Raw genomic sequence first — 21,842 nt, forward strand, 5'->3', positions numbered from 1 at the left:
AGGAATACTGTATATAAAGAAGGTGATTGTTTGTGTCCTCACCTGTTCTGGGCATTATGACGTTGTATCTGAATGAACACCGCGCTCTGGAAGAACGAAGCATCTATCGCCGAATGATTCTCGAAGGGCGCAAACGGGGACTCGATATTTATGTGTTTACACCTGCTGATGTGCATTCCAGCGGCAAACGAATTGAAGCGATGGTATACGACGAAAAAAAGGGCTGGTCCAGGGAATGGCGCGCATTCCCGGATCTGATCTTTGACCGATGCCGCATTCAGCGCAACCATCGTTTCCAGCAGCTGCTGGTATTTCGTCAAAAATATGGACATCTGCTCTTCCTGAACCGCCCGCTGCGCAATAAGTGGACCATTCATCAGACCCTTTCCGAGAAAGCCGTCTTCCGGCAGCATCTGCCGGAAACGATATTGTTTCAGGACATGTCCGATGTAAACCGTATGCTCAAGACTTCTTCACTGATCTATCTAAAACCGATCAACGGTACGGGCGGGCGAGGCATTCTGCGCGTAGAGCGCAGCAGCAAGGAACCCAGTACGGTGCTTGTACAGGGACGGGATCAGAAAAGGCGCATAATTACACCGCGCAGGGTCCATCTGTCCAGGCTTGGTCCACTGCTTGAGCATTGGAACATGAAAGACAAATATCTCGTGCAAAAAGGAATCCAGCTCCAGCTCCCGAACGGAAGAGTCCATGACTACCGCATGCTGGTGCAGAAAAATGGAGAAGGCGAGTGGGAACTTACAGGCTGTGCAGGGCGCATGGGCGCAGAGAAAAGTGTAACCTCGAACCTCCATGGCGGCGGTCAGGCGGTTGCCATGCAGCGATTAATGAAGCAGTGGATTCCTGAAGAGGAGCTTCGGCAAGAAGTGACTGCAGCTGCCGAGAAATTCGGGATTGATGTGGCTGCATTTCTGGAGGATACGTATGGGGATCTGTGCGAGCTTGCGCTGGATCTGGCGATTGACAAGAGCGGACATATCTATCTGCTGGAGGTCAACCCCAAACCGGCTCGCGAGGTCTTTGCCCGAATTGGTGAACGAAGCATCTATTATAAAGCGATCACACAACCGCTGGAATATGCCTTGTGGGTGTACCGCAACCGACCTGCCGAAACAGTCAAAAAACCTGTTTCTCCCAGGCCCGCTGCTTCTAAACCAGCGCGGGTGAAGCGAAAACGGAGAATCAAATAAGTCAGCTGTTCAGACGGGTTGGGACATACAGGCCAAAAAAACAGGATAGAAGGTTGAGTATCTGAACCTTCTATCCTGTTTTCATCAATTCAAGACCCATCCCCTGTTTTCATCAATTCAAGACCCATCCTGTTTTCATCGGTTCACGTCCTTTGGAGCGCTAAGTCCAGGTTACCGTGTGCTCATCCATCACGATCCGGGCTTCCCTACCTTGGTACACATACGACAGCGTAAACCTCATATGATCTGGCTCCAGCATATATTTTGTCACGTTCACAGTCTCTTCTGATTCGTCAGCCGGCAGGCATACTGCCGCAACTCCCACTTTGCCTGAGAATTCGGCTTTGCCCTGAATGACAGCCGTTTCAGACTTTGCGCCGTACACTTCAGATACCCAGCCCGACTGTTCTGTCACCTCGAACGATTCACTGCCATCTCCTGCCATCAGAAATCGAATGCACAGCTTGACGGAGGACTGGTCAAATCGGATGCCTGCCCGCTGTTTGGCGTAATCGTCTTTGTTCAGTACAAGCCTTGCTTCCGGATGCAGATGAAACCGCTGCTCCAGTGTATGGAACTTCTCGGCTTCCAGCCAGTCCACGATCAGAAATAAAGGTACACTTTTGCCTGCAAGCACCCAGCGGCGATGGCTGACCGGATCAGGCAGGTGCGTATATCCATCTTGGGAAGCATCCATAAAGTGATAGTTTGCGTGACTTTCATAGCGATGTGTTGTCGCTTCTGCCTCAGGTTTACCCCATTGTTGAGTAGACAAATAGGGTGTCTGATCTGTCCCGTCTACAGTAACTGTATTATGTGCCCTTGTGCTTTTGAAATAATGGCGCCACTGCCCTTCTTCATACGTATAACGTCCGGTATCCGTGAAGAACAATCGGTTATTCCACATCCATTCGATGTTTAAGGCATCAGCATGACCATGAGCACCGCCCATGGATGCTGCATCAAAGAACAGGTATTGACGCTCATCCCTCATCACATAATATCCGGTCTGTGGAAAAGTCCGGCTTGTCAATGAACGTGAAGTTCCAGACTGCAGCCGAACGCACCGCTCATATTTTGCCACACCCACTAACCAGAGGCACTCGGAACTGTCGGTACCGCGGGCCATGAGATCCTCGTCTCCCAGAATTGCCCCCAGCAGCGTCAACCGCTGACGCCCGTCACTAAGCCAGTCTGAATCTCCAATGCCCGTCGATTGATGATCCGGTCTGATCATAGCTTCAGTGAATGAAGCCATCCTGCGCAGACATTCTCCATACCATGCTGAAAACGGGTGTCCCGAAATTCCCGCCAGCAGATACGGTGTACCAAACATCTCAATGCTGGCATTATGATAATGCGTATTTAACTCTACCTGAATGCCCTCTTCGTTCAATTGATGCAGCAGACACAGCTCCAGCCGCTCCGCAGCCACTTGACGCCAATATGGACTGCGCGGATGCTCCTTATAGAAAGCAGCAATCATAAACAACCCCTGCATATGCATAATAGCGTGATTAATCTCTGTGCTGCCGAGATAATGCGTCAGGAACTCTGCATGCTCCTCAAGCCCTTGCAGAAATTCGGTTCGAAATGCTTCGTCCAGCTGCGGGCTTGATTCCATATATTTGTACGCGGTAATCCAAGACTGCACACGCAGACCTGTTTCAAGCAAACGCCAAGGACCCGGTTTCTGAAAATAAACGGCCTCATTATACGGAAGGCCAGCTGGCACTGGATTTTGTTCTCTCCAGGTACGGAAATGATCTATAAATGCAGTCACATATAACGGATTGCCTTTCATTAAGTAAGCTTTGCCCAAATCCAGCATATGCCAGTGCCTGTTAATCCCCCAAGTGAACTCCAGATCATTGGTCGGATTATGAAGCCAGTCCACTGGCGTCCCGAGTGGAATCCAGTTGGTCAGATCATTCGTATATGGCACCATAAATTCATTCAGAACAGCCCGGTTGGCAATCGTCACTGAATTCCGGGCTTCATCCGGAAAGTGTTCCCGGTAATATCGAGCCGCCTGTTCCAGTTCATCCGCAGAAAGGTAAAAATCGCTCATTGCTCTTCCTCAAGAAAATCCTGACGGAATGGCGTGAACACATCCAGTATGACTGCATCTTCCAGCGCCTTTACCCCATGCGGCACATTTAAGCCAGCATAGAAGCTGTCCCCCGCTTTTAGAATACGTGTTTCATCACCTACCTGAACCTCAAAGCTTCCCTTCACAATATAACTGACCTGCTCGTGCGCATCATGGGAGTGGACTTCGCCAACTCCACCTTTGCTGAACGTCACCTCGACCATCATCAGTGTGCCGCCCATACCCAAAATTTTACGCGAACTTGTCTCATTAATAACATGCGCTTCTACGGATTGCTGGTTAATGATCATTTGATTTTCCCCTCTCACACTAAACTGATCTTTCAACAAATATGCACGGCTCTCTCATTAAATATAAACGGCCGCAGTATTTAAACAACGGCCTCCCTGTAAGGTTTTACTCTTCTTTGGACAGTTTACCTTGAAGCTCCGATGAATCAAACGAAGGATCGGCCGCAATTTTAGTCAGACCTGCTGCTTTGCTTTTCTCAAGTGCTGCATTATAACGTGTGTTCAGATCCTTGATTACGCCATCCAGATCACCGCCAGTGAATACATAAGCGGAGAAGGCCTCAGCCCATTTCATGCCTTCAAGCGAGCTCTCTGTAATGACACTTGGATTGGCAGGGAAGATCGCGTCAACTTTTTTCGGCAGGAAACCTTCAATGCCTGGAATGCTCGGTTTCTTATCAGAACTGAGTACCGCAGGAATCAGGGAGATACCGTACCCTTTTTCGTAATACTCACCCTGCAGATCGGTACTGTATACATACTCCATGAATTTCCATGCTGCTTCCTTGTTCTTTGAGTCTGCATTGATGCCGATATAGGAACCACCAATAACTTGCGAAGCCCCTTTAATCGTACCATCCTCTGTTGGCACAGGAGCTGCACCCCAGTTTTCTTTGGTTGGGAATTGATCTTTGTAAACACCTGGCTCACCGGAGTGATTGATGTACATCCCGATTTTGCCTTGGGCAAACTGCGCTCTCAATGGATCGATATCCAGGCTCTCCACACCCGGAAGCATACTGCCATCTTGATTCATCTGACGAAGGGCCTCGGCAATCGACTTGTACATGTTGAAGTCAAATTGACCTGTCTTGTAGTTAAAACCGTCGATACCTTCGTTCGTACTTGCACCAGCAATCGTGTTTGCCGCTCTCCAGAAACCGCTGCCACTTTTGAATGGGCTGGCAAAGCCATAGATGCCTTCACTTTTACCTACTTCGGTAATTTTCTTCGCGTCTGCTACCATTTCGGCAATGGTTTTAGGCGGTGAAGCAATGCCTGCTTTTTGGAAAATATCTTTATTGTACACCAGTCTCCAGATCTGGCCTGTGTTCGGAAGGGTATAGACTTTTCCATCAATTGTATTTTTATTTTCGATCAGGCTGTCCTTGAATGTTTCCTTCATGGCATCACTCATATACCCGTCGATTGGAGCTAGATACCCCTTTTGATAGTACGTTTGGAAATCGTCGATCTGAAACACATCAGGAGCTTGTTTACTCGCAAAAGCGATATCAACGGCCTGCGGATAATTGTCACCCATGACGGTCATTTCCACTTCAATGTTATCTTTGTTAGTCTGGTTGAACTGCTCAATCTTGGATTTCATAAAATCAGCATCGTGCCGATCCGGAGTCCAATAGACCACTTTCGTTTTGCCGTTACTCTGTTTTCCGCCGCCAGCTGCAGCCCCGCTGCCCGTTGTCGTTCCACTGTCTGTCGAACAACCGGCTACCGTTAATGCAAGCACAGCACTTAGTGCAGTCATCATCCACTTCTTAACCATTGAAATGCCCCCTTATGCTTGTCTGGACAACCTGTTTGGTTCCCCGTTAACGTAATGATAAACGTTCCACTTCTATCAAAGTGAGGGACATTCTGACTATGCAAGGTGGGAAAAATGACGATCTCTGTCTTATCCGTTCTCGTACATCTGCCGGAAGTGTGTCGGGGTCATACCGCAGTATTTCTTGAAAAGACCGCTGAAATAGGGCCTGTCCTCATAACCCAGCATCTGGCATATTTCCTGTACCTGCACTCCCGCAACCAGCAGCTCCTTGGCCTTTTCCATTCTTAACTTTGTAATATATTGAATAAGCGTCATACCCGTCTCCTTCTTGAACGCATTCGCAAAGTAACTTGGACTTAAGTGAACCGACTGGGCACAAGTCTGCAATGTGAGATTTTCGGACAGATTCATACTGATAAACTCTTGCGATTTGCTGATGGCCTGTTTGACATCAGTAAGCCTTTTCTTATCCATAATCTCACAGCCCATACTGCTGAAATGCTTGATGTAATCTCCCCAGCCGTCAAACGTCAACGACCGCATCGCTTCCAGCACGGTCAGATCTGCTTCCAGACGAAGCCGTTCTTCTTCCGTGATTTCATCACAGAACGCACGGTAGATCGCAAATGCAAGTCCTGACAACAGACGGATCATCGTCAGCGGCTCGGGTAAACCTTTGGCGTTCTGCCAGACTTTCAAAATATCATCGATAATTCGGTGACAAGAACTTTCATTCCCACATTTCAATGCGTAAAATAGCTCCTTTTCCTTTTCCAATGGATAGACGGGAACCACCGTATCCTGATTTTCCAGCTCTGCATACTGAAAAATGCAGTTCCCTTCACTGTAAAAACGATAGGATATCGCTTTATCCGCATTGGCATAGGATATCCAGATTTCTTGGGGTCTGCGGGCGATCGTGCCGACTCCAATAGATATGGTCTTTTTGCTGTACTGCTTCACATTGTGACGGCATTGCTCCATAAGCTCGAATACCTCAATCTGGTCGGATATATTAAATATAGCTGCCAGCCGGTAACGATTTTCACGCAGTACTACGCTTCTCGTATACCGGTTCAATGTTTCACTGACAATATTCTGAACCGCAAATGGAACGATCTCTGCATCCAGATGCATCGTCGATCCGTAACGTGTATAGCCATCAACCTCAATGACCATGACATTGAGGTTGGAAGAATCCAGCTCAACGTCAAGCTCATCCCACCGGCCTTCATTCAGAAACCCACCAATCTCATGCCGAAGCAAACCTAGGAGATAACTGTGACGTTCATACTCGCTGCTGCTAACCGCTTTCTGTTTCAGCTTTTGAAGCTGCTGCGACTTCGCCTGTTCATTCTCAATAACTTGTCTCACTTTCGTTACAGCACCCAAGATTTCTTCAGGGGTAAACGGTTTGAGCAGATAATCGAAGGCTCCGAGTTTGATCGCTTCCTGAGCATATTGAAAATCAGAGTAGCCGCTAATAAAAATAAACTTGGATCGCAGTCCAACATCCATTGCCCGTTTCATGAGTTCAAGTCCGCTGAGCCGAGGCATTTTGATATCCGTAATGACAATGTCTGGATGCTGTTCAACCAGAAGTGACCAGCCTTGCTCTCCATTGTTCGCTGTGCCAACGATTTGAACCTCATGCTCCTCCCAGGGGATGGTGGAAACGATGCCCTTGACCACAGCCTGAATATCATCCATCACACACATCGTCAGTTGCTTCATACGTACGTCCCCTCCTAGCTGATCGGAATGGTGATAACCACTGTAGTCCCCACGTTTATTTCACTATGAAACACAAGCGAAGCTTGTTCACCGTACTGCAGATGTAATCGGTCAACCAGATTGGATATGGCATATCCTTTCCGATGACCCTCTGCTGCTTCTTCTGCATTCATTTTCGCTGCATCCATACCGCACCCATTGTCCGTGACCTCCAAACGAAGTGTATCTTCATGGCGATCCATTCGAATAAGAATAAGCCCGAGATCTTCCTTATCATTAAAACCATGCAGGATCGAATTTTCCACCAGAGGCTGGAGCAAAATTTTTAAAATTTCGATCCCCTTGCAGGACGCCTCTGCCTCAATCCGGTATTCAAACAAGTCCTCGTAGCACTGCTGCTGCAGCTGCATATATTGCTCGACATGTTTGATCTCCTGCTCCACGGTCGTGATGTCTTTCCCATCATTCAAACCAAGTCTGAAGAGAAGGGACAGAGAGACAATCATGGCGCTGACATCCTTCTTCTCTCCACTCTCGCTCTTCCAGAACATCGTATTTAATGTGTTATACAGAAAATGGGGATCTACCTGAGCTTGAAGCGCCTTAACTTCCAGCCGCCGCTTGTCCTGTTCCGTGTCACGTATTTCTTCAAACAAAATCTGAATCTGGTCCAACATCCGGTTAAACCGATGGCCCACGGCACTCACTTCATCGTCATATTTGCTGCGAAACCGCACGTCCAGGTCATTGTACTCCACCTCAACCATAAGACGGCGCAGCTTGTTCAGCGGTTTCAGAAGCGCAGAAGACAGCAGGTCGGACAACCCGAGCGCAAGTAAAATACAGAACATCATAATCAGGATGACCAGCCAGCGGATCTTCTTCAGTGGAGATAATAAATCGGACTTGGACTGAACGCTGACCATAACCCAGTCCTCATTCATAGTTAGAGCCGAGTAGTTCACCAGCATGTCTTCTCCATGTTCATTGGCATAGGTGAAATCACCCGCACCACGATTCAAGCGCTGTGCAAAGCCAGACTCCGTTACAAGACCAAATGTCCACGATCCTGGACGAATGACTTCACCTCCGTTTTTATGGAGCAAAAACAACTGTATCTGGCTGTTCATCAAATCCTGATTCAGAATGTCCCTCATCGCGGCTTCCTTCATATTGACAACCATATACACTTCCGAAAAAGTATGATTATCAATGACGATGGGTTTAAGCAGCAGGGATAACACATTGCCGCGGGACTGGAACAACGCGCTGGAATGTGAACCAAACCACATCGTGTTCCAGCCAGGCTGCTTTACAACCTCTCCATACTCCTTGTCAAATGCGCTGCTTTGATTCGGAAAATCTTTCGTCGAGAAAAAGCTGCCAATGGGTGTCTTCAAATAGGCCGTATCAATTAGCGGCTCTACCAGTTTCAACTGAGCAAACGCGGTTTGAAGCAGAGATAAATTTTGATAATAACGTTTATCATTGTGATTACGCACATCCTGCATCACCTGTGTGAATGTGTCACTCAGCATGAACGAATAGGACGAAACGACGATGTGACGCAGATGTTCATCCATGACCTGAACAGACTTGTTCAGAATGCTTTGTTTTAATTCAAGAGCATTCCGTTCTATGCTCCTTGCAGCAAATAGATAAGAGCAGATGCCCGTCACACTGATACACAAAACAACGAGAAAAATATAGATAAGCTGTATCCGTTTTTTCAGAGACATTTTGTAGAAATATGACATCATAGGCGGTCGCTCCTTGAACAAGGGCTGGCCCTGTCCGCTGTAATTAAAAAGAGTATAGCACAGCGGAATCTGCACGGAATACCGTTCCCCGAAATCTCTTCCTAGCTTTACCGCCCTAGCCTTTGACAGCCCCCAGCGTCACCTGCATAAATGATTTATTCGCAAAGATATAGACGACTAACAGCGGCAAAATGGACAAACAAGCTCCAGCCATCATTAACTGCACCTCGGTCTGCAGCTCCGATGCCGTAGCGCAGGTTGGCCAGACCAACCGGCAGTGTCTGCAGTTTGGGATTGCTCATCGTGAATACAAAAGGAAGAATATACTCATTCCATGAGTTCTGGAACACACCCAATCCGGCAACAGCCAGGCCCGGACGCAGCAGCGGCAGAATAATACGCCAGTAGGTCGTGAAGAAATTACAGCCGTCAATCATCGCAGCCTCATCCAGTTCCCGGGGGATGCTCTTGAAGAAACCAACCAGAATAAAATAGGTGGCTGCATGGGCACTAATTAATATAATAATGACACCCCACAGTGAATTATTCAGACCCAGCTTGACCATAAGATCAAATTGAGGTCGGAGTACAACGGCACCAATTGAAATAAACAGCGTGGATGCCATGAGAAGGGTATAAGCTTTTTTGCCTTTAAAATTCACCCGATCCACTGCATAGGCTGCCATGGAGGATACGAGCAGTGTACCGATCGTTGCTGCGATACTCACAAAGATGCTGTTCATCGTAAAACCGGAAAAATTCGCAGTTTTCCACGCCTGAGCGTAGTTCGTGAATTGCCATATTTTCGGCCAGATCGTTGCTCCTCCGGTAAGTTCCTGGTTCGTTTTGAACGATCCTAACAGCACCAAAATAATCGGGAACAGAGACAAGAGAGCAATGATCAGGAGAAATATAAAGAGAATGGTACGCTTAGTCCAGCGAGCCCAGCGGAATGAATTCAATTTCGAAACTGCAGGTGCAAGCACAGTTTGAGTCATCTTGGTTTCCTCCTGTTCGTAATTAGTATTAGTAAACATCATTAAGCTTTTTGGAAATCTGGAAGTAAATGAGCGTCACTGCCCCTACAATGAGAGCTGTCGTGAAGCCGACTGCACTTCCGTAGCCGAGCTGCTGCAGAGACTGTGTATCGGCTGAAACAGGGAACAGCAGTTTGAACAGATACAAATACATGACCTCTGTTTTGCCATAAGGTCCGCCCTCAGTCAATACCATAATGCTCTCATATCCTTTAAGTGCCGTGGTGATGGCGAGCATAATAATCATCTGCATCACCGGTCCGAGCAGCGGAATCGTTACATTACGCAGTTTCTGGAACTCGCTCGCTCCATCCAGCGATGCTGCCTCGTACAGTTCCTCCGGAATGCTCTGCAGACCCGCAATGAACAACAACATATAGTTCCCCACAGCACCCCAGATGGCAATAATGATCGTTGTGAGCATCGCGTGATTCGCATCAAGCCAGCCAATCGGCGCGGAAATGATGTGATACTTGAGCAGCAGCTGGTTCAGGATACCGTTATATGAATTGAAAATGATGAAAAAGACAATCGCCATAACAGATGCACTAAAAATCGTTGGAAGATAAAAAACAGCTCTGAACAAGGAGCGTCCACGCCATTTGCGATTCAGAATAATGGCCAGAATCAGGGACAGCGGAATCGTGATGACGAGTTTACCCAGTGCGTATACACCAGTATTTTTGACAGAATCCCAAAATTGTCCGTCACGGATTACCCGTCCAAAGTTATCAAGCCCAATAAATACCGGTTTGCCGATGCCTTGATAATCATAGAACATGTAGCGCAGCGCCCATAACAACGGATAGATTCCGAATACCAGTGTGAGAAAGAGACTCGGGATGATGAAGATGTAGGCGTTCAGTTTGGATGGTTTCATCAGAATCAGACCCCCTATAGCTTTTGAATGAAAGTATAGAGGGATTTACATCACATGCGGGATAGGGAAATCAACTTTCTAAAGGGGAGGATGTGACTGCGTGAGCAGAGCAAAAAAAACCGCACAGGTGCGAAAAACACCCATGCAGGTTTATGATAAAGGGATACTATATCCAGGTTTAAGCCGAGTTAACAACTTATTCTGCTTCTTCATACAGGCGGAGCAGGTCGGTGAAATCCGAGATCAGCGCATCGGATCCGGCAAGTTCTTCATCACGGCCAAATCCTGCATAAGCACAACCGATAACGGTCTGGTTGTTCATTTTACCTGCTTCGACGTCGGACGAACGATCGCCTACCATCCAGGCATCCTGAATCCGGTGTTTCTGCAGCAGAATCTGTACCAAATCAATTTTGGAAGGTGTCTTGTACTGACCCGCACTATACACTCCTTCAAACAGCGGCATGATTTCATGTGCGAATGCTACGCCTTTGACATAATCCTCAAGACCGTTGCTGGCAACAAACAGGCGGATACCTTGGGCTTTCAGCGCTGTCAGCGTTTCCTTCACGCCAGGATACAGTTTGGAGTCGCCTCCATCAAGTCCTTCAATCTCCAGTTGGAGCAGCAGTTCGTCTGCCCGACGGTGAGCCGCTTCGGATGCCTCAGGCATAACCACTTTCCAGATATCCTCAAGCAGCATACCCAGACTTCCCAGCATCCGCTCTTCCGGCGGCGTTTCTCCTTCAAAATGTCCCTCGGCACGCAGTGTATCAAACAGCTGCTGATAGGCAGGCAGAAGCAGGGTTTCTGTCTGGAACAGCGTACCATCCATGTCAAAAATCATCGCTTCCGGTTTACGTAAACCGTTATTTGTCGTCATATTTAAACTTCCTTTCTGAGTGAGATTCGTCTAGTGGCTGCCCCGAAGTGCTTCGAGTACTTGTTGTGCCTCATACCCGTCATGGAATGTATATATTCTGCCAGGCTTACCTTGAATCCGTGCAATCACATGTTTGAGAACAGGCAGCTCGCTGGATGAGTCCAGTACTTCCACTGGAGACAGCGGTTGTCCGATGGGTCCGCTCAACAGTTCCTCCCAGTTTTCCAGTGCAATGGTGCCTTCGGTTCCATACACAACCATGGATACGCGCTCCTCACCGGCAAAATGAGAGATTCCCTGTACATGAACGCGGGTTCCATCCTGTACTTCAAGCACAGCTTGTACTTCCTGTTCGCATGAATCCGGCTTATCGTCCGGATAAGTTACTTGAGCGTTCAGCAGGCTCAGCCGTCCGAATACCGTCTGGATCATATGAATCCAGTGAATGCCCACCTCTAAAATAAAGCCACCTTGATCGCGACTCATAATCCAGTCATTCTGCTGCCATGAGCGCGGCCACTGCGGGAATTGCAGAATCAGGTCCATTTTTCGAATGTCACCCACTGCATGTTGATTAACCATCTCCTGCAGCTTCAACACAGCAGGCTCATGCGGCATCGAAAAATGAACAGCATGAACAACACCAGCCTGTTCTGCGGCTTCCACCATCCTGCGCGCTTCGTCCAGACTGTTTGCCAGCGGCTTTTCACAGAATACATGAATACGGCGTTTAAGCACCTCCATCACGACCGGATAATGATACTTGGGCGGCACGGCAATGTACACGAGGTCAATCTGCTGCTCATTCAGCAGCTCTTGGTAAGTACGATATGTTTTCACTGATGGATGGGATGCGGCAAAATCCTGTAAACCCTGCTCATTCGCATCACACACCGCCGTAATTTCCACAGGCGTGTCCATCGGTGTATTCTCCACTTGATCAATCATATGTAAACCCATCTTGCCCAGGCCGATCACAGCCATTTTCAATACTTTCATACCCTTCCCTCCAATTCAACTTTCAGTATAGCAGAAATTCCGGGTTAGTTACGCTGTCTGTTTATCACATCATTTCATTATTGCATCATTGCGTTAATATATGTAGGTAATTAGTTGCATCATTTATTTCTATTTTATGAAATCGGATTCATAAAATTTGAAATGTTCACAACTTAAGCCGCAGGAAGTTTGGATCAGGAAAAACGTTGACAAAAAACCACAAAAAAAGATACGATTCCTAATGCAAAGGAATTCTTCCTTTTACAACCTTAGACAAATACTCGCATGTACGATTGCACAAGCCGCCTGGTTCTAAAAACCTATTACTTGAAGCGAGGTGTCCACGCGTGAGAACTGTTGCGGACTATTTAGCAGAAACGCTGCGTAATTTGGGTGTCACTCATGTATTTGGTATTATCGGAAAATCAATCTGTCCTGCCCTTCTGAAAATGGTAGATTACGGTCTGGAATTTATTCCCGGCCGCCATGAGGCCAGTTCAGGCTTTGCTGCATCCGGCTACGCATTGCAGACTGGTCGTCTGGGTGTAGCATTTGCCACCTCCGGTCCGGGAGGAACCAACCTGCTTACTGCAGCGGCCCATGCCAAAGCAAATAATCTTCCCGTTCTATTCCTTACCGGCCATCAATCCATTCAGGAATTGGGCATTCCCCAGTGTCAGGATTCCTCTTCTTATCTGGCTGATCTGTCTGAAATGTTCAGACCGGCCACGCTGTTCAGTAAACTTGTAGAGCGCGGGGATCACTTCGGAACGATTCTGAATCATGCCATTTCGATTGCACTAGGCCCCAACAAAGGCCCGGTCCACCTCTGCCTACCTTTTGATGTACAGACTGAGCAGCTTCCGCACTTCCGTATGGCTATTCCTGAACCTGAGCCACTGCTCAGCATCTCTAATTTGAAACGAATACTGCCTTTAACCCAGCAAGCTCAGCGTCCCTTGATTATTGCAGGGAAAGGTGTAACTCGTTCGGGAGCACACGAGGAGCTGCGCCAGCTGGCTGAGGCATTGAATATCCCAGTAGTGACAACCCCCGGCGGGAAAGGAGCTATTGCTTGGGATCACCCCCTGTATCACGGCCCTTGCGGCGTAGGTGGTTTCCCACATGGAGACGAAATGCTGAATCAAAGTGATCTATACCTTGTTCTCGGATCGAGGCTAAGCGATATGACTCTCTGTAACCTCAAACCGGATAACCATCCGGCACAGCTGATTCAAATGGATACGGACCCAACATTCGTCGGAAAAATTCTTTCTTCTCAGACTTTACATATTACAGGAGACATCAAGGACAACCTGCAGTACCTGCTGAGCATCCTGCCGTCCGTTCCTGCTTCCTCACCTTATGAAGGTGCCCTCGAACCGTTCCCGTATCAAGTCCCGCTGCCGGATCTGCCGCATTTGTCACTCGCTTCCGTACTGGATCAGCTGAGCGATCTGCTGCCTTACCATCACAAATTGTTTGTGGACGATGGAAGCCATGGCTTTCACGCCGTGCAGCGCTACAAAGTGAAGAAACCCGGCAGTTTTATATTTGATGCCTATTTTGCCTGCATGGGCAATGCGATTGGCATGGCTATCGGTGCCAAAGCAGCCGCGCCCGAAGAGACGGTTGTATGCATCACCGGAGACGGATGTTTTATGATGCTGGGTACGGAAATTAACACAGCCGTTTGTAAAAATCTTCCGGTCATTTTTATCGTAGTCAACAATAAACAGCTGGATATGGCACTGAAAGGTATGGAAAAAACAACGGGACGTATCGACGGTACCTTGTTCGAAGTTCCGATGGATGCGGTTAAATTTGCCGAGTCACTTGGAGCGGCAGCTTTCCGTGCAGAGACTTTAGCGCAGTTTTCCGCTGCACTGGAAGCGGCTTTGAAACTGAAACAAACGGCTGTTATCGAGCTGCTGACGGATCGGGACGAGATCCCGCCAACAGCCCATCGAGTTGTTAATTTGGATTAGGAGGCAGGAATGATGAGTGAACAGATAACACAGGGGTTAGATCGCTTCGCCAAACTTTCCGGGGAATATGGTGCAAGAGCTCTGGCACCAATCAAAGAGCATTTTCCGGAACTGTCCGAGTTTATTATGGGAACAGCATATGGTGATATTTTTCAGCGGACAACCATTACCGATCAGTGGAAAGAGGTTGCTATTATTTCGTCATTAATTACGCAGGGACAGTTCGAGCAGCTCGGAGTTCATTATGCCATGGCTCTAAGCGTTGGCGTTACGGTTGAAGAGCTTAAGGGTATACTTCTTCATCTGGCACCTTGTGTAGGCGCTCCGCGTATTATCAGCGCATTTAATGTACTGCTTGCCACACTTGAAGAAATCCAATAATTCATCGTTCTACATTTTTATACAAAATTCGACCTGATTATTGATCTTTTTACATTATTACCTTTATAATATGGGTAAATTATCCTTCCGACCTGTCACAATCTGGTCCCCCTCTTTTTAGGGTCCAATGGACGGTATCATTCCATAGAGGATAGCTTTTACTCATCTTACAAAGGAGCGAGAACATGTAATGGGAAAATTTATATTAAATACGGATGCTTCAAAGAAAGTGCTGCACATTGAACTGGAAGGTTCTTTTTCTCAAGAAGACGGTCTTCGTTCAATCTCGGCATACCAGGATACGATTGCTTCAATCAACACCAAGGATTATGACCTGGATATCGATTGCAAAAGACTGAACGTGACTGCCCCCGAGATTGTACCTCTCCTTGAGGGATGTCTTGCCATGTTTAAGAAGGATGAATACAAAAAGGTGGTATTGACGCTGGAGAACAATGCCATACTGAAAATGCAGCTTGCCAGACTTGGACGGACCGTAGGATTGGACAATCTGGAAATTGTTTCAACGTAACAGCCCAGCTCACCTAACATTTTTGCTGCAGCTCTGCCTTTCCACTTAAAAGGAGGATGACGATGGCTGGAATTCGTATTGTAGATATGGATATATATCACCCCGAAACCAAGGTGCACAACGACTTTTATATTGAACACTTTGATGCAAGAGGGGTAGATATTCGTGGTTTGTTAAAAGCACTCGGGCGTGATTCACGTTACAAAATTGATCGTGATGACGAAAATTCACTGACAATGGCCTTCGAGGCTGCCCGAAACCTGCTGGCTAAAACCGGATTATCCGGACAAGATATCGACTTGATTGCGTATGCAAGCCAAACACCGGAATATATTTTTCCTACGAATTCCTTAATGATTCATCATCTGATTAGCGGAGCATCTCACGCCATCTGTATTGACAGTAATGCCAACTGTGCGGGGATGACCGCAGCTTTTGAACAGGTCAGCCGGCAGATGCTTGGTAACCCGCGGATTAAACGGGCTTTGATTATCGGCTCGGATTATATTGCTCCTCACGCAAGTCCGGATGATCCGGTCTATTATGCGAATTTCGGGGATGCTGCTGCAGCCGTTATTGTCGAACGAGATGAACATTCCATTGGTTTTATTGATTCCATCTATCAAACAGATACCTGTGTGTATGAAAATTCATTATTTCCTGCGGAAGGGCTGGCCAAGCTTGGAAGCACAGGTGTAGATGCCGGAGCTTTTCACGTGAAATTTACACCCTTTGATGACTCGATCTGTGTCGATGCCGCTTCTGAATCCATTCGAACTTTGCTGGCACGGAATGAAATACAGCCGGACGAGATTAAAGCCGCCTGTTTCTCCCAGCTTTCCATTGCCAACATCCGCGCAGTTTCGGAAAATATCGGCATAGCTGATGATATTGCGGTCTATGTGGGAGATGAATTTGGATACACCTCCACCAGCAGTCCGTTTATCGCACTGCACCGAGCCATTACTTCCGGTAAAATACAGCGCGGCGACAAAGTATTATTCTGGACCGTTGGCGCCGGGTGGCAAAATGTTGCCATGGTCGTTGAATACTAGAGCACTTATTCTGTACTTATTTTAAATCTGCAGGACGATTTTTAGGGTCAACACCCTTTCATTCGTCCTTTTTTTGATTTTATTTTTCCAGTAACATTTCGGGTTACGGTTGATTACGAATAAAAAAGCAGCCCTTTTTCGGACTGCCCGTTCTTCATCTCTGGTTTCATACTTTTTTAGGTCAGGTCAAAATATTTTTTTCGTCTCCCGGTCATCTTTGAGAATTTCAACGGCTTCCCGGAACCGCAGCGAATGCACAATTTCGCGTTCCCGCAAAAACTTCAGGCTGTCCTGCAAATCCACGTCATCCGTTAAATCGATTAACCACTGATATGTAGCCCTAGCCTTTTCCTCGGCTGCGATATCCTCGTACAGGTCGGCGATGGGATCGCCCTTAGCTTGAATATAGGCAGCAGTGAAAGGTACACCTGCAGCATTGTTGTAGAAAAGTGCCTTATCATGTGCGGCGTAATGAGCATCCAGCCCGGCCTGTTCCAGCTGCTCAATCGTGGCATCCTTCGTGAGCTTGTAGATCATTGTTGCAATCATCTCTAGATGCGAAAATTCCTCCGTCGCAATGTCATTGAGCAGACCGATAATTTTGTCAGGTATGGTATAGCGCTGATTCAGATATCGTAAGGCTGCCGCGAGTTCTCCATCCGCACCGCCATACTGTTCCATCAACAGCTTCGCCATATGAGGATCACATTTACTCACCCGAACCGGATACTGCAATTTTTTTTCATATACCCACATGTACAGGACGCCTCCTTTGATTTTATACCTGCCAAGGCCAAGGTGTCTGGGACCACTCCCACGGATATTTGGAAAAGGCGTGGCCAAAATTCGTCAACGGACCATACAGCTGCTGAAATTCATGGGCAACGCGCATACGTTCCTGACTGAATTTGTTGTACTGTTCAATGCTTTGAAAATCTCCCGGATGGGTGTCCAGATACAGATTCAGCTCAACAAGGACAAAGTCCAAGGCCTGCAGCTCTTCCAGCAGCTCGTAATACTTAGCATCACAGGCTTTCGGCTGTTCCTTATCCATCGTTCTCCACCGCCCTTTCTTTCGTTTTTTTCGATGTATACGGACTATACAGCGCAGGCCACAGTGTCCCCAGTCTCAAAGCTTCAGCCGGACTGTATTGCGGCCAGCCCATCGGCTGAAAGGGGATAAACAACTGTGGTGGAACCAGGTACGTTCGAATACCTATCGGCTTACATGGATCAAACGGACCCACGAACGGCATATAGGCGCGAACCTGAGGATCTTTCATTCAAAACGCCTCCTTTATCGTGCAGATGACCTGCATTCTGGTATTCCTTCACAGCATGCAGTACGATCCCATCATTTCCTGTCCTTATAACCATATGTCAGGCTGAGCCAATATCATTCCTCTTTACCGAAACTGTACAAAAAAAAAGACCTTCAAAAGCCGCCTGAGCTGCTTCCAAAGGTCCTCTATATTTAATTTACGATCTCTGGCTCCGGATGTTAAAATCACAGATCTAAACGACACCTGAGAAATAATCATCATTCTGAGACTGAAGCAGCTCACTGCTCCTCTTGTGAATCAGCATTTGATTCTTTCGGCTGTCTATACACTCTAACCCGGGTAATTCGTAATCGTGTGGATTCTTCTACTTCAAAAACATATCCGTTCTGTTCACGTGTTTTTCCCTTGACCGGACTGCCTTCCAGCTCTTTGAACAGCCACCCGCCGATCGTATCTACTTCTTCGTCCTCAATAATCGCCCCGGTCCATTCATGAACTTCTTCAATCAGCGAACGTCCGTCGATCGAAAAGGCTTCACCGATGCGTTCCATATGTGGACGCTCATCTTCAAACTCATCATAGAGATCGCCAACGATCTCTTCCAAAATCTCTTCAGCGGTCAACAATCCCGCAGTCCCCCCGTATTCATCGACTACAAGGGTCATCTGAGAATGCTTTTTCTGCATCAGGCGAAGCACATGACTGATCTCCATCGACTCCGGTACGTTCAGAATCGGGCGTACAAGTGAAGCCAGATCCTGCTGCTGCTCCGGTTCAGCCAAGAGCAGATCCGTAATATGGATAAATCCGATAATCTCATCTTTATCCTCCACAGCTACCGGATATCTGGAATGTTTCGTTGCGTTAATAATCTTTAAGTTTTCTTCCAGGGGCAGATGGGTGTACAAGCAGTCCATATCTGTACGAGGCAGCATAACCTCACGAGCCAGCATGTCAGAGAAATCGAAAATGTTGTCCATCAGCTTGATCTCATCCTTGTCGATGACTCCGCTTTTGGCACTTTGTTTCATCAAAATGCGAAGCTCATCCTCGGAATGGGCCTCACTTTCACTCGCGGGTTCAATACCAGCCAGACGCAGCAAAGCATTGGCTGATGCGTTCAGAACCCAGATAAATGGGAAGAAAATTTTATAAAACAACAGCAGCGGTGCGGATAAAAGCAGCGCGACACCATCTGTTTTTTGAATCGCCAGAGATTTGGGCGCCAGCTCACCAAGTACGATATGCAGGAACGTAATGATACAAAAACCAATAATGACAGATACGGTTGTAATCAGACTTGTATCCGACACGCCCAGCTTAAACATCAGTGGTTCCACAAGCAGCTTGGAGATTGCAGGTTCTCCTAACCATCCCAGTCCGAGAGAAGTCAGTGTAATTCCGAACTGAGTTGCTGACAGGTAGGCATCCAGTTTACCATTCACCTTCAAAGCATAACCAGCCAGACGGTTTCCTTCACTCTGCAGTTGTGTCAGGCGCGTCTGTCTTACTTTGACAAGAGAAAACTCTGCTGCCACAAATACGCCATTCAAAAATACGAGCAAAAAGACACAGACCAGATTAAATACCAGCTGTCCAAGATGAAATTCGGTATGAATCTCCAAGATGTAACTCCCCTTCTCTGTCTATTTCAGGAATGCACCTGGAATATTAACGTGTAATGGCCTTTCTGGATTTAAAGTCCACGCCTTTATAATACATATCGGCCACAAGCAGGTTTGGCCCGCAGCATGATGCTGCATCACAATGGCAGTTTACCGTCTGATTCAGCGGATGCTCCGCAGACCATTCGTGGAACACGTCATCCAGTTTCCGGTCATGAATGTTACCGAATGCAGGGATATCGGCAAAATCGGTCACATATACGTTACCGGTGAACATGTTGACATTAACACGGTTGCGTCCATCCGGATCGTTGCGAACGGTCACATTCGGTTCGCTGTACAAGCGCTGAATCAATTCACGATCCTGCTCGGCCGTACTGCACGCGAAGAACGGCAGTGTTCCGAAGAGCATCCACATCTCTTTATCACGTACATCAAGCAGCCGATGAATGGCAGCTCTCATGTGATCGAGCGACAGCACGGGCAGCGCGGATGCAAAGTTGGAATTGTACATCGGATGGACTTCGTGCCGAACGCAGCCCATTTCCCGAATTAATTGATGAATGCCATCCAGCTTATCGTGCGTACGATAATTAATCATCGACTCTGCAGAGATAAACATGCCGGCTTCACTCAGCTTCCGAGAGTTCTCCATCATCTTCTCATACATTTTCACGGCAACCTCACGCTTCACCGCTCTGCCGCTGTTGGCAAATCCAACCTGATGGAAGTCATCTGCATTCAGATAATTGAAAGAAATGTGCATCACATCCAGGTATGGAAGCAGCTTTTCGTATCGGCTGATATCCAGCGTCAGATTAGAGTTGATCTGACTGCGAATACCGCGTTCTTTGGCATATTTAAGCAGCGGAATGATCATTTCATCCACCGTCTTCTGGCTGAAGCTTGGTTCGCCGCCTGTCAGACTGATCGTCTGAAGGTGCTCCACCTCGTCCAGTCGTTTCAACATCAGTGAGAGCGGAAGTGCAGGCGCCTCCTGCATCGTAAGCATATCCCCTACGGCACAATGTTCACACCGCATATTGCACAGATGTGTCACCGTCATTTCTACACTGGTCAGCACATGCCGTCCATATGTACGCAGAGAGCCAATCGGATCCCACGGATCATTCGTTGGCGATAAAGGCATCGGCTGTACCGATCCTGAGTTTAGCATGGTCATAGTTCTTCACCTTATTCCTTTTATTAACCGAAAAAGTTTTATTTACATCATATCCGAGATTACTTTTTTGGAAGCTGTCTTTTATCATAGCACAATTACAATTCTTCCGGCACATCCAAACCCTGTCCATTACATGACAAAAAACGCTCATGCATCTTCGAAAACTTGTCTTCAAGTCTCCGATAAGACGATTGAGCGCCTGCACCATATTCTGTTTGCTCAGCTTTTCAGAGGTTCACCTGTCAGGAGTGAAGAAGCATCTGCCACGCCCTCCACACCTGTAATCATTACTGAAAGTTCAGTGGCAAGGTTTATTTCATATGGTGCAGCGAGCATCTGCCCTTCTGCATCCTTGAGAACACGAATCAGCGGCCGCTGCGGCACGCGCGGTTGAATCGCAGCAACAACGCCGACTTCCCCGGTGCTCAGCGTTACGGATAGACCTACGGGATAGATCGCGACGCAGTCCCTGAACTTTTCAAGCATTCGCTGCTCATAAAGGGTCCCGGAACCTGTGTACAGCACTTCCACAGCTTGATGCGGCAATAAGGCTTGACGATAGACGCGGTTCGTCGTCATTGCATCGTAAGAATCTGCCAAAGCAATCCACTTTGCATATTCATGGATTTCACTGCCTTTCAAGCCGAAAGGATAACCGCTGCCATCAATTCGTTCATGATGCTGCAGTGCACAGTGTGCTGCAAGCAGAGGGATGCCGGGTTCATCCTTCAGAATCCGGTGCCCGTATGTCGTATGCTGCTGTATAATCTTGAATTCTTCATCACTGAGGCGTGAAGGCTTATGTAGAATGTCGGAAGCAATCTGTGTTTTACCAATGTCGTGCAGCAGTGCACCCAAACCAATCTCCATAAGCTGCTGACGTGTATAACCTGAGGCTACTCCAAGCACAAGGGTATATACGCAAACATTCAGCGAGTGATTGTACAGGTCAAAATCGCTGGAGTTCATGTCCATTAACATGATCATCGCTTCCTTTTGACTGCCGATGTCCTCCAGAATGCTGTTCATTACACCACTAAGCGCTTTACCGAAGTGAGGGATCCGGTTTTTACTTTTCAGGCCGGACATATGTTGGAACTGCTGTTTGATCTCTACAAGCGCCCTTCGCTTCGTTTCTTCCTGGAGCATGTCAGGCACGACGATATCCTCTGTCGCCGCATCCTGAATATAAACATATCCAATCCCGAGTTCTTTCAATCGTCCGATCAATCTGCTTGTTAATTCTACATCCTCACTGAGTAAGACCAGACCTTCTTCACTAAAAATTCGTTTCCCCAGCTTCATGCCAGGCTGCAATAAGTTTATATGTACTAAACGCACAGCCTATCCTCTCCCGCTCCGTAGATGTAATGAACAC

Annotated in this window: 19 protein-coding genes and 1 pseudogene; 5 read left to right on the forward strand and 15 right to left on the reverse strand. The window is 47.4% G+C overall.

Annotated elements, in window-relative coordinates; translation table 11 throughout:
• Nucleotides 1-32: 32 nt before the first annotated feature.
• Nucleotides 33-1,211: a YheC/YheD family protein gene (locus ABXS70_RS16685; RefSeq protein ID WP_342555182.1), complete on the forward strand. Its 1,179-nt coding sequence runs from the start codon at nucleotides 33-35 to the stop codon at nucleotides 1,209-1,211.
• A gap of 160 nt (nucleotides 1,212-1,371) precedes the next feature.
• On the opposite strand, the gene ABXS70_RS16690 is transcribed toward ABXS70_RS16685, so the two are convergent.
• The 9 genes and pseudogenes from ABXS70_RS16690 to ABXS70_RS16730 form a co-directional block, all read right to left on the reverse strand.
• Complete coding sequence (locus ABXS70_RS16690) at nucleotides 1,372-3,282, reverse strand: alginate lyase family protein (RefSeq protein WP_366289299.1); 1,911 nt, start codon at nucleotides 3,280-3,282, stop codon at nucleotides 1,372-1,374.
• Nucleotides 3,279-3,614, reverse strand: a complete 336-nt coding sequence (locus ABXS70_RS16695) for a cupin domain-containing protein (RefSeq protein WP_342555180.1) — start codon at nucleotides 3,612-3,614, stop codon at nucleotides 3,279-3,281. The genes ABXS70_RS16690 and ABXS70_RS16695 overlap by 4 nt, the downstream gene beginning before the upstream one ends.
• A gap of 106 nt (nucleotides 3,615-3,720) precedes the next feature.
• Entirely contained in the window at nucleotides 3,721-5,121 is a 1,401-nt protein-coding gene (locus ABXS70_RS16700; RefSeq protein WP_366289302.1) for a sugar ABC transporter substrate-binding protein, read from the reverse strand.
• 129 nt (nucleotides 5,122-5,250) lie between these two features.
• Nucleotides 5,251-6,858: a helix-turn-helix domain-containing protein gene (locus ABXS70_RS16705; RefSeq protein WP_366289305.1), complete on the reverse strand. Its 1,608-nt coding sequence runs from the start codon at nucleotides 6,856-6,858 to the stop codon at nucleotides 5,251-5,253.
• A 14-nt stretch (nucleotides 6,859-6,872) separates the two neighbouring features.
• Nucleotides 6,873-8,618, reverse strand: coding sequence for a histidine kinase (locus tag ABXS70_RS16710; protein ID WP_342555177.1), 1,746 nt, complete (start codon nucleotides 8,616-8,618; stop codon nucleotides 6,873-6,875).
• Between the two features lie 115 nt (nucleotides 8,619-8,733).
• Nucleotides 8,734-9,616: pseudogene (locus tag ABXS70_RS16715) on the reverse strand (carbohydrate ABC transporter permease).
• 28 nt (nucleotides 9,617-9,644) lie between these two features.
• Nucleotides 9,645-10,535 carry a sugar ABC transporter permease gene (locus ABXS70_RS16720; RefSeq protein WP_342555175.1) on the reverse strand — a complete coding sequence of 297 codons (891 nt, stop codon included), beginning with the start codon at nucleotides 10,533-10,535 and terminating at the stop codon, nucleotides 9,645-9,647.
• A 196-nt stretch (nucleotides 10,536-10,731) separates the two neighbouring features.
• Entirely contained in the window at nucleotides 10,732-11,418 is a 687-nt protein-coding gene (locus ABXS70_RS16725) for an HAD hydrolase-like protein (RefSeq protein WP_342555174.1), read from the reverse strand.
• A gap of 30 nt (nucleotides 11,419-11,448) precedes the next feature.
• Complete coding sequence (locus ABXS70_RS16730; protein ID WP_366289310.1) at nucleotides 11,449-12,417, reverse strand: Gfo/Idh/MocA family oxidoreductase; 969 nt, start codon at nucleotides 12,415-12,417, stop codon at nucleotides 11,449-11,451.
• 347 nt (nucleotides 12,418-12,764) lie between these two features.
• On the opposite strand from ABXS70_RS16730, the gene ABXS70_RS16735 reads away from it, so the two are divergent.
• The 4 genes from ABXS70_RS16735 to ABXS70_RS16750 all read left to right on the forward strand — a co-directional run bounded on the left by ABXS70_RS16735 (nucleotide 12,765) and on the right by ABXS70_RS16750 (nucleotide 16,373).
• Complete coding sequence (locus ABXS70_RS16735; protein WP_342555172.1) at nucleotides 12,765-14,405, forward strand: thiamine pyrophosphate-binding protein; 1,641 nt, start codon at nucleotides 12,765-12,767, stop codon at nucleotides 14,403-14,405.
• A gap of 9 nt (nucleotides 14,406-14,414) precedes the next feature.
• Nucleotides 14,415-14,786, forward strand: coding sequence for a carboxymuconolactone decarboxylase family protein (locus ABXS70_RS16740; RefSeq protein ID WP_366289313.1), 372 nt, complete (start codon nucleotides 14,415-14,417; stop codon nucleotides 14,784-14,786).
• A gap of 190 nt (nucleotides 14,787-14,976) precedes the next feature.
• Complete coding sequence (locus ABXS70_RS16745; protein WP_342555170.1) at nucleotides 14,977-15,318, forward strand: hypothetical protein; 342 nt, start codon at nucleotides 14,977-14,979, stop codon at nucleotides 15,316-15,318.
• A 62-nt stretch (nucleotides 15,319-15,380) separates the two neighbouring features.
• The gene (locus ABXS70_RS16750; RefSeq protein WP_366289316.1) at nucleotides 15,381-16,373 is read left to right on the forward strand and encodes a 3-oxoacyl-[acyl-carrier-protein] synthase III C-terminal domain-containing protein; all 993 of its coding nucleotides are present in this window, start codon (nucleotides 15,381-15,383) and stop codon (nucleotides 16,371-16,373) included.
• Between the two features lie 186 nt (nucleotides 16,374-16,559).
• On the opposite strand, the gene ABXS70_RS16755 is transcribed toward ABXS70_RS16750, so the two are convergent.
• The 6 genes from ABXS70_RS16755 to ABXS70_RS16780 form a co-directional block, all read right to left on the reverse strand.
• Nucleotides 16,560-17,129, reverse strand: coding sequence for a manganese catalase family protein (locus tag ABXS70_RS16755; RefSeq protein ID WP_342555168.1), 570 nt, complete (start codon nucleotides 17,127-17,129; stop codon nucleotides 16,560-16,562).
• A gap of 22 nt (nucleotides 17,130-17,151) precedes the next feature.
• Nucleotides 17,152-17,427 carry a spore coat protein CotJB gene (locus ABXS70_RS16760; RefSeq protein WP_342555167.1) on the reverse strand — a complete coding sequence of 92 codons (276 nt, stop codon included), beginning with the start codon at nucleotides 17,425-17,427 and terminating at the stop codon, nucleotides 17,152-17,154.
• The gene (locus ABXS70_RS16765; protein ID WP_342555166.1) at nucleotides 17,420-17,656 is read right to left on the reverse strand and encodes a spore coat associated protein CotJA; all 237 of its coding nucleotides are present in this window, start codon (nucleotides 17,654-17,656) and stop codon (nucleotides 17,420-17,422) included. The genes ABXS70_RS16760 and ABXS70_RS16765 overlap by 8 nt, the downstream gene beginning before the upstream one ends.
• 278 nt (nucleotides 17,657-17,934) lie before the next feature.
• Nucleotides 17,935-19,281, reverse strand: a complete 1,347-nt coding sequence (locus ABXS70_RS16770) for a hemolysin family protein (protein WP_342555165.1) — start codon at nucleotides 19,279-19,281, stop codon at nucleotides 17,935-17,937.
• Between the two features lie 46 nt (nucleotides 19,282-19,327).
• Nucleotides 19,328-20,464, reverse strand: a complete 1,137-nt coding sequence (gene yfkAB / locus ABXS70_RS16775; RefSeq protein ID WP_342555164.1) for a radical SAM/CxCxxxxC motif protein YfkAB — start codon at nucleotides 20,462-20,464, stop codon at nucleotides 19,328-19,330.
• Between the two features lie 219 nt (nucleotides 20,465-20,683).
• Nucleotides 20,684-21,805, reverse strand: a complete 1,122-nt coding sequence (locus ABXS70_RS16780; protein ID WP_366289321.1) for an HD-GYP domain-containing protein — start codon at nucleotides 21,803-21,805, stop codon at nucleotides 20,684-20,686.
• Nucleotides 21,806-21,842 lie beyond the last annotated feature (37 nt).

Source organism: Paenibacillus sp. AN1007 (genome assembly GCF_040702995.1).
Taxonomy (GTDB): domain Bacteria; phylum Bacillota; class Bacilli; order Paenibacillales; family Paenibacillaceae; genus Paenibacillus.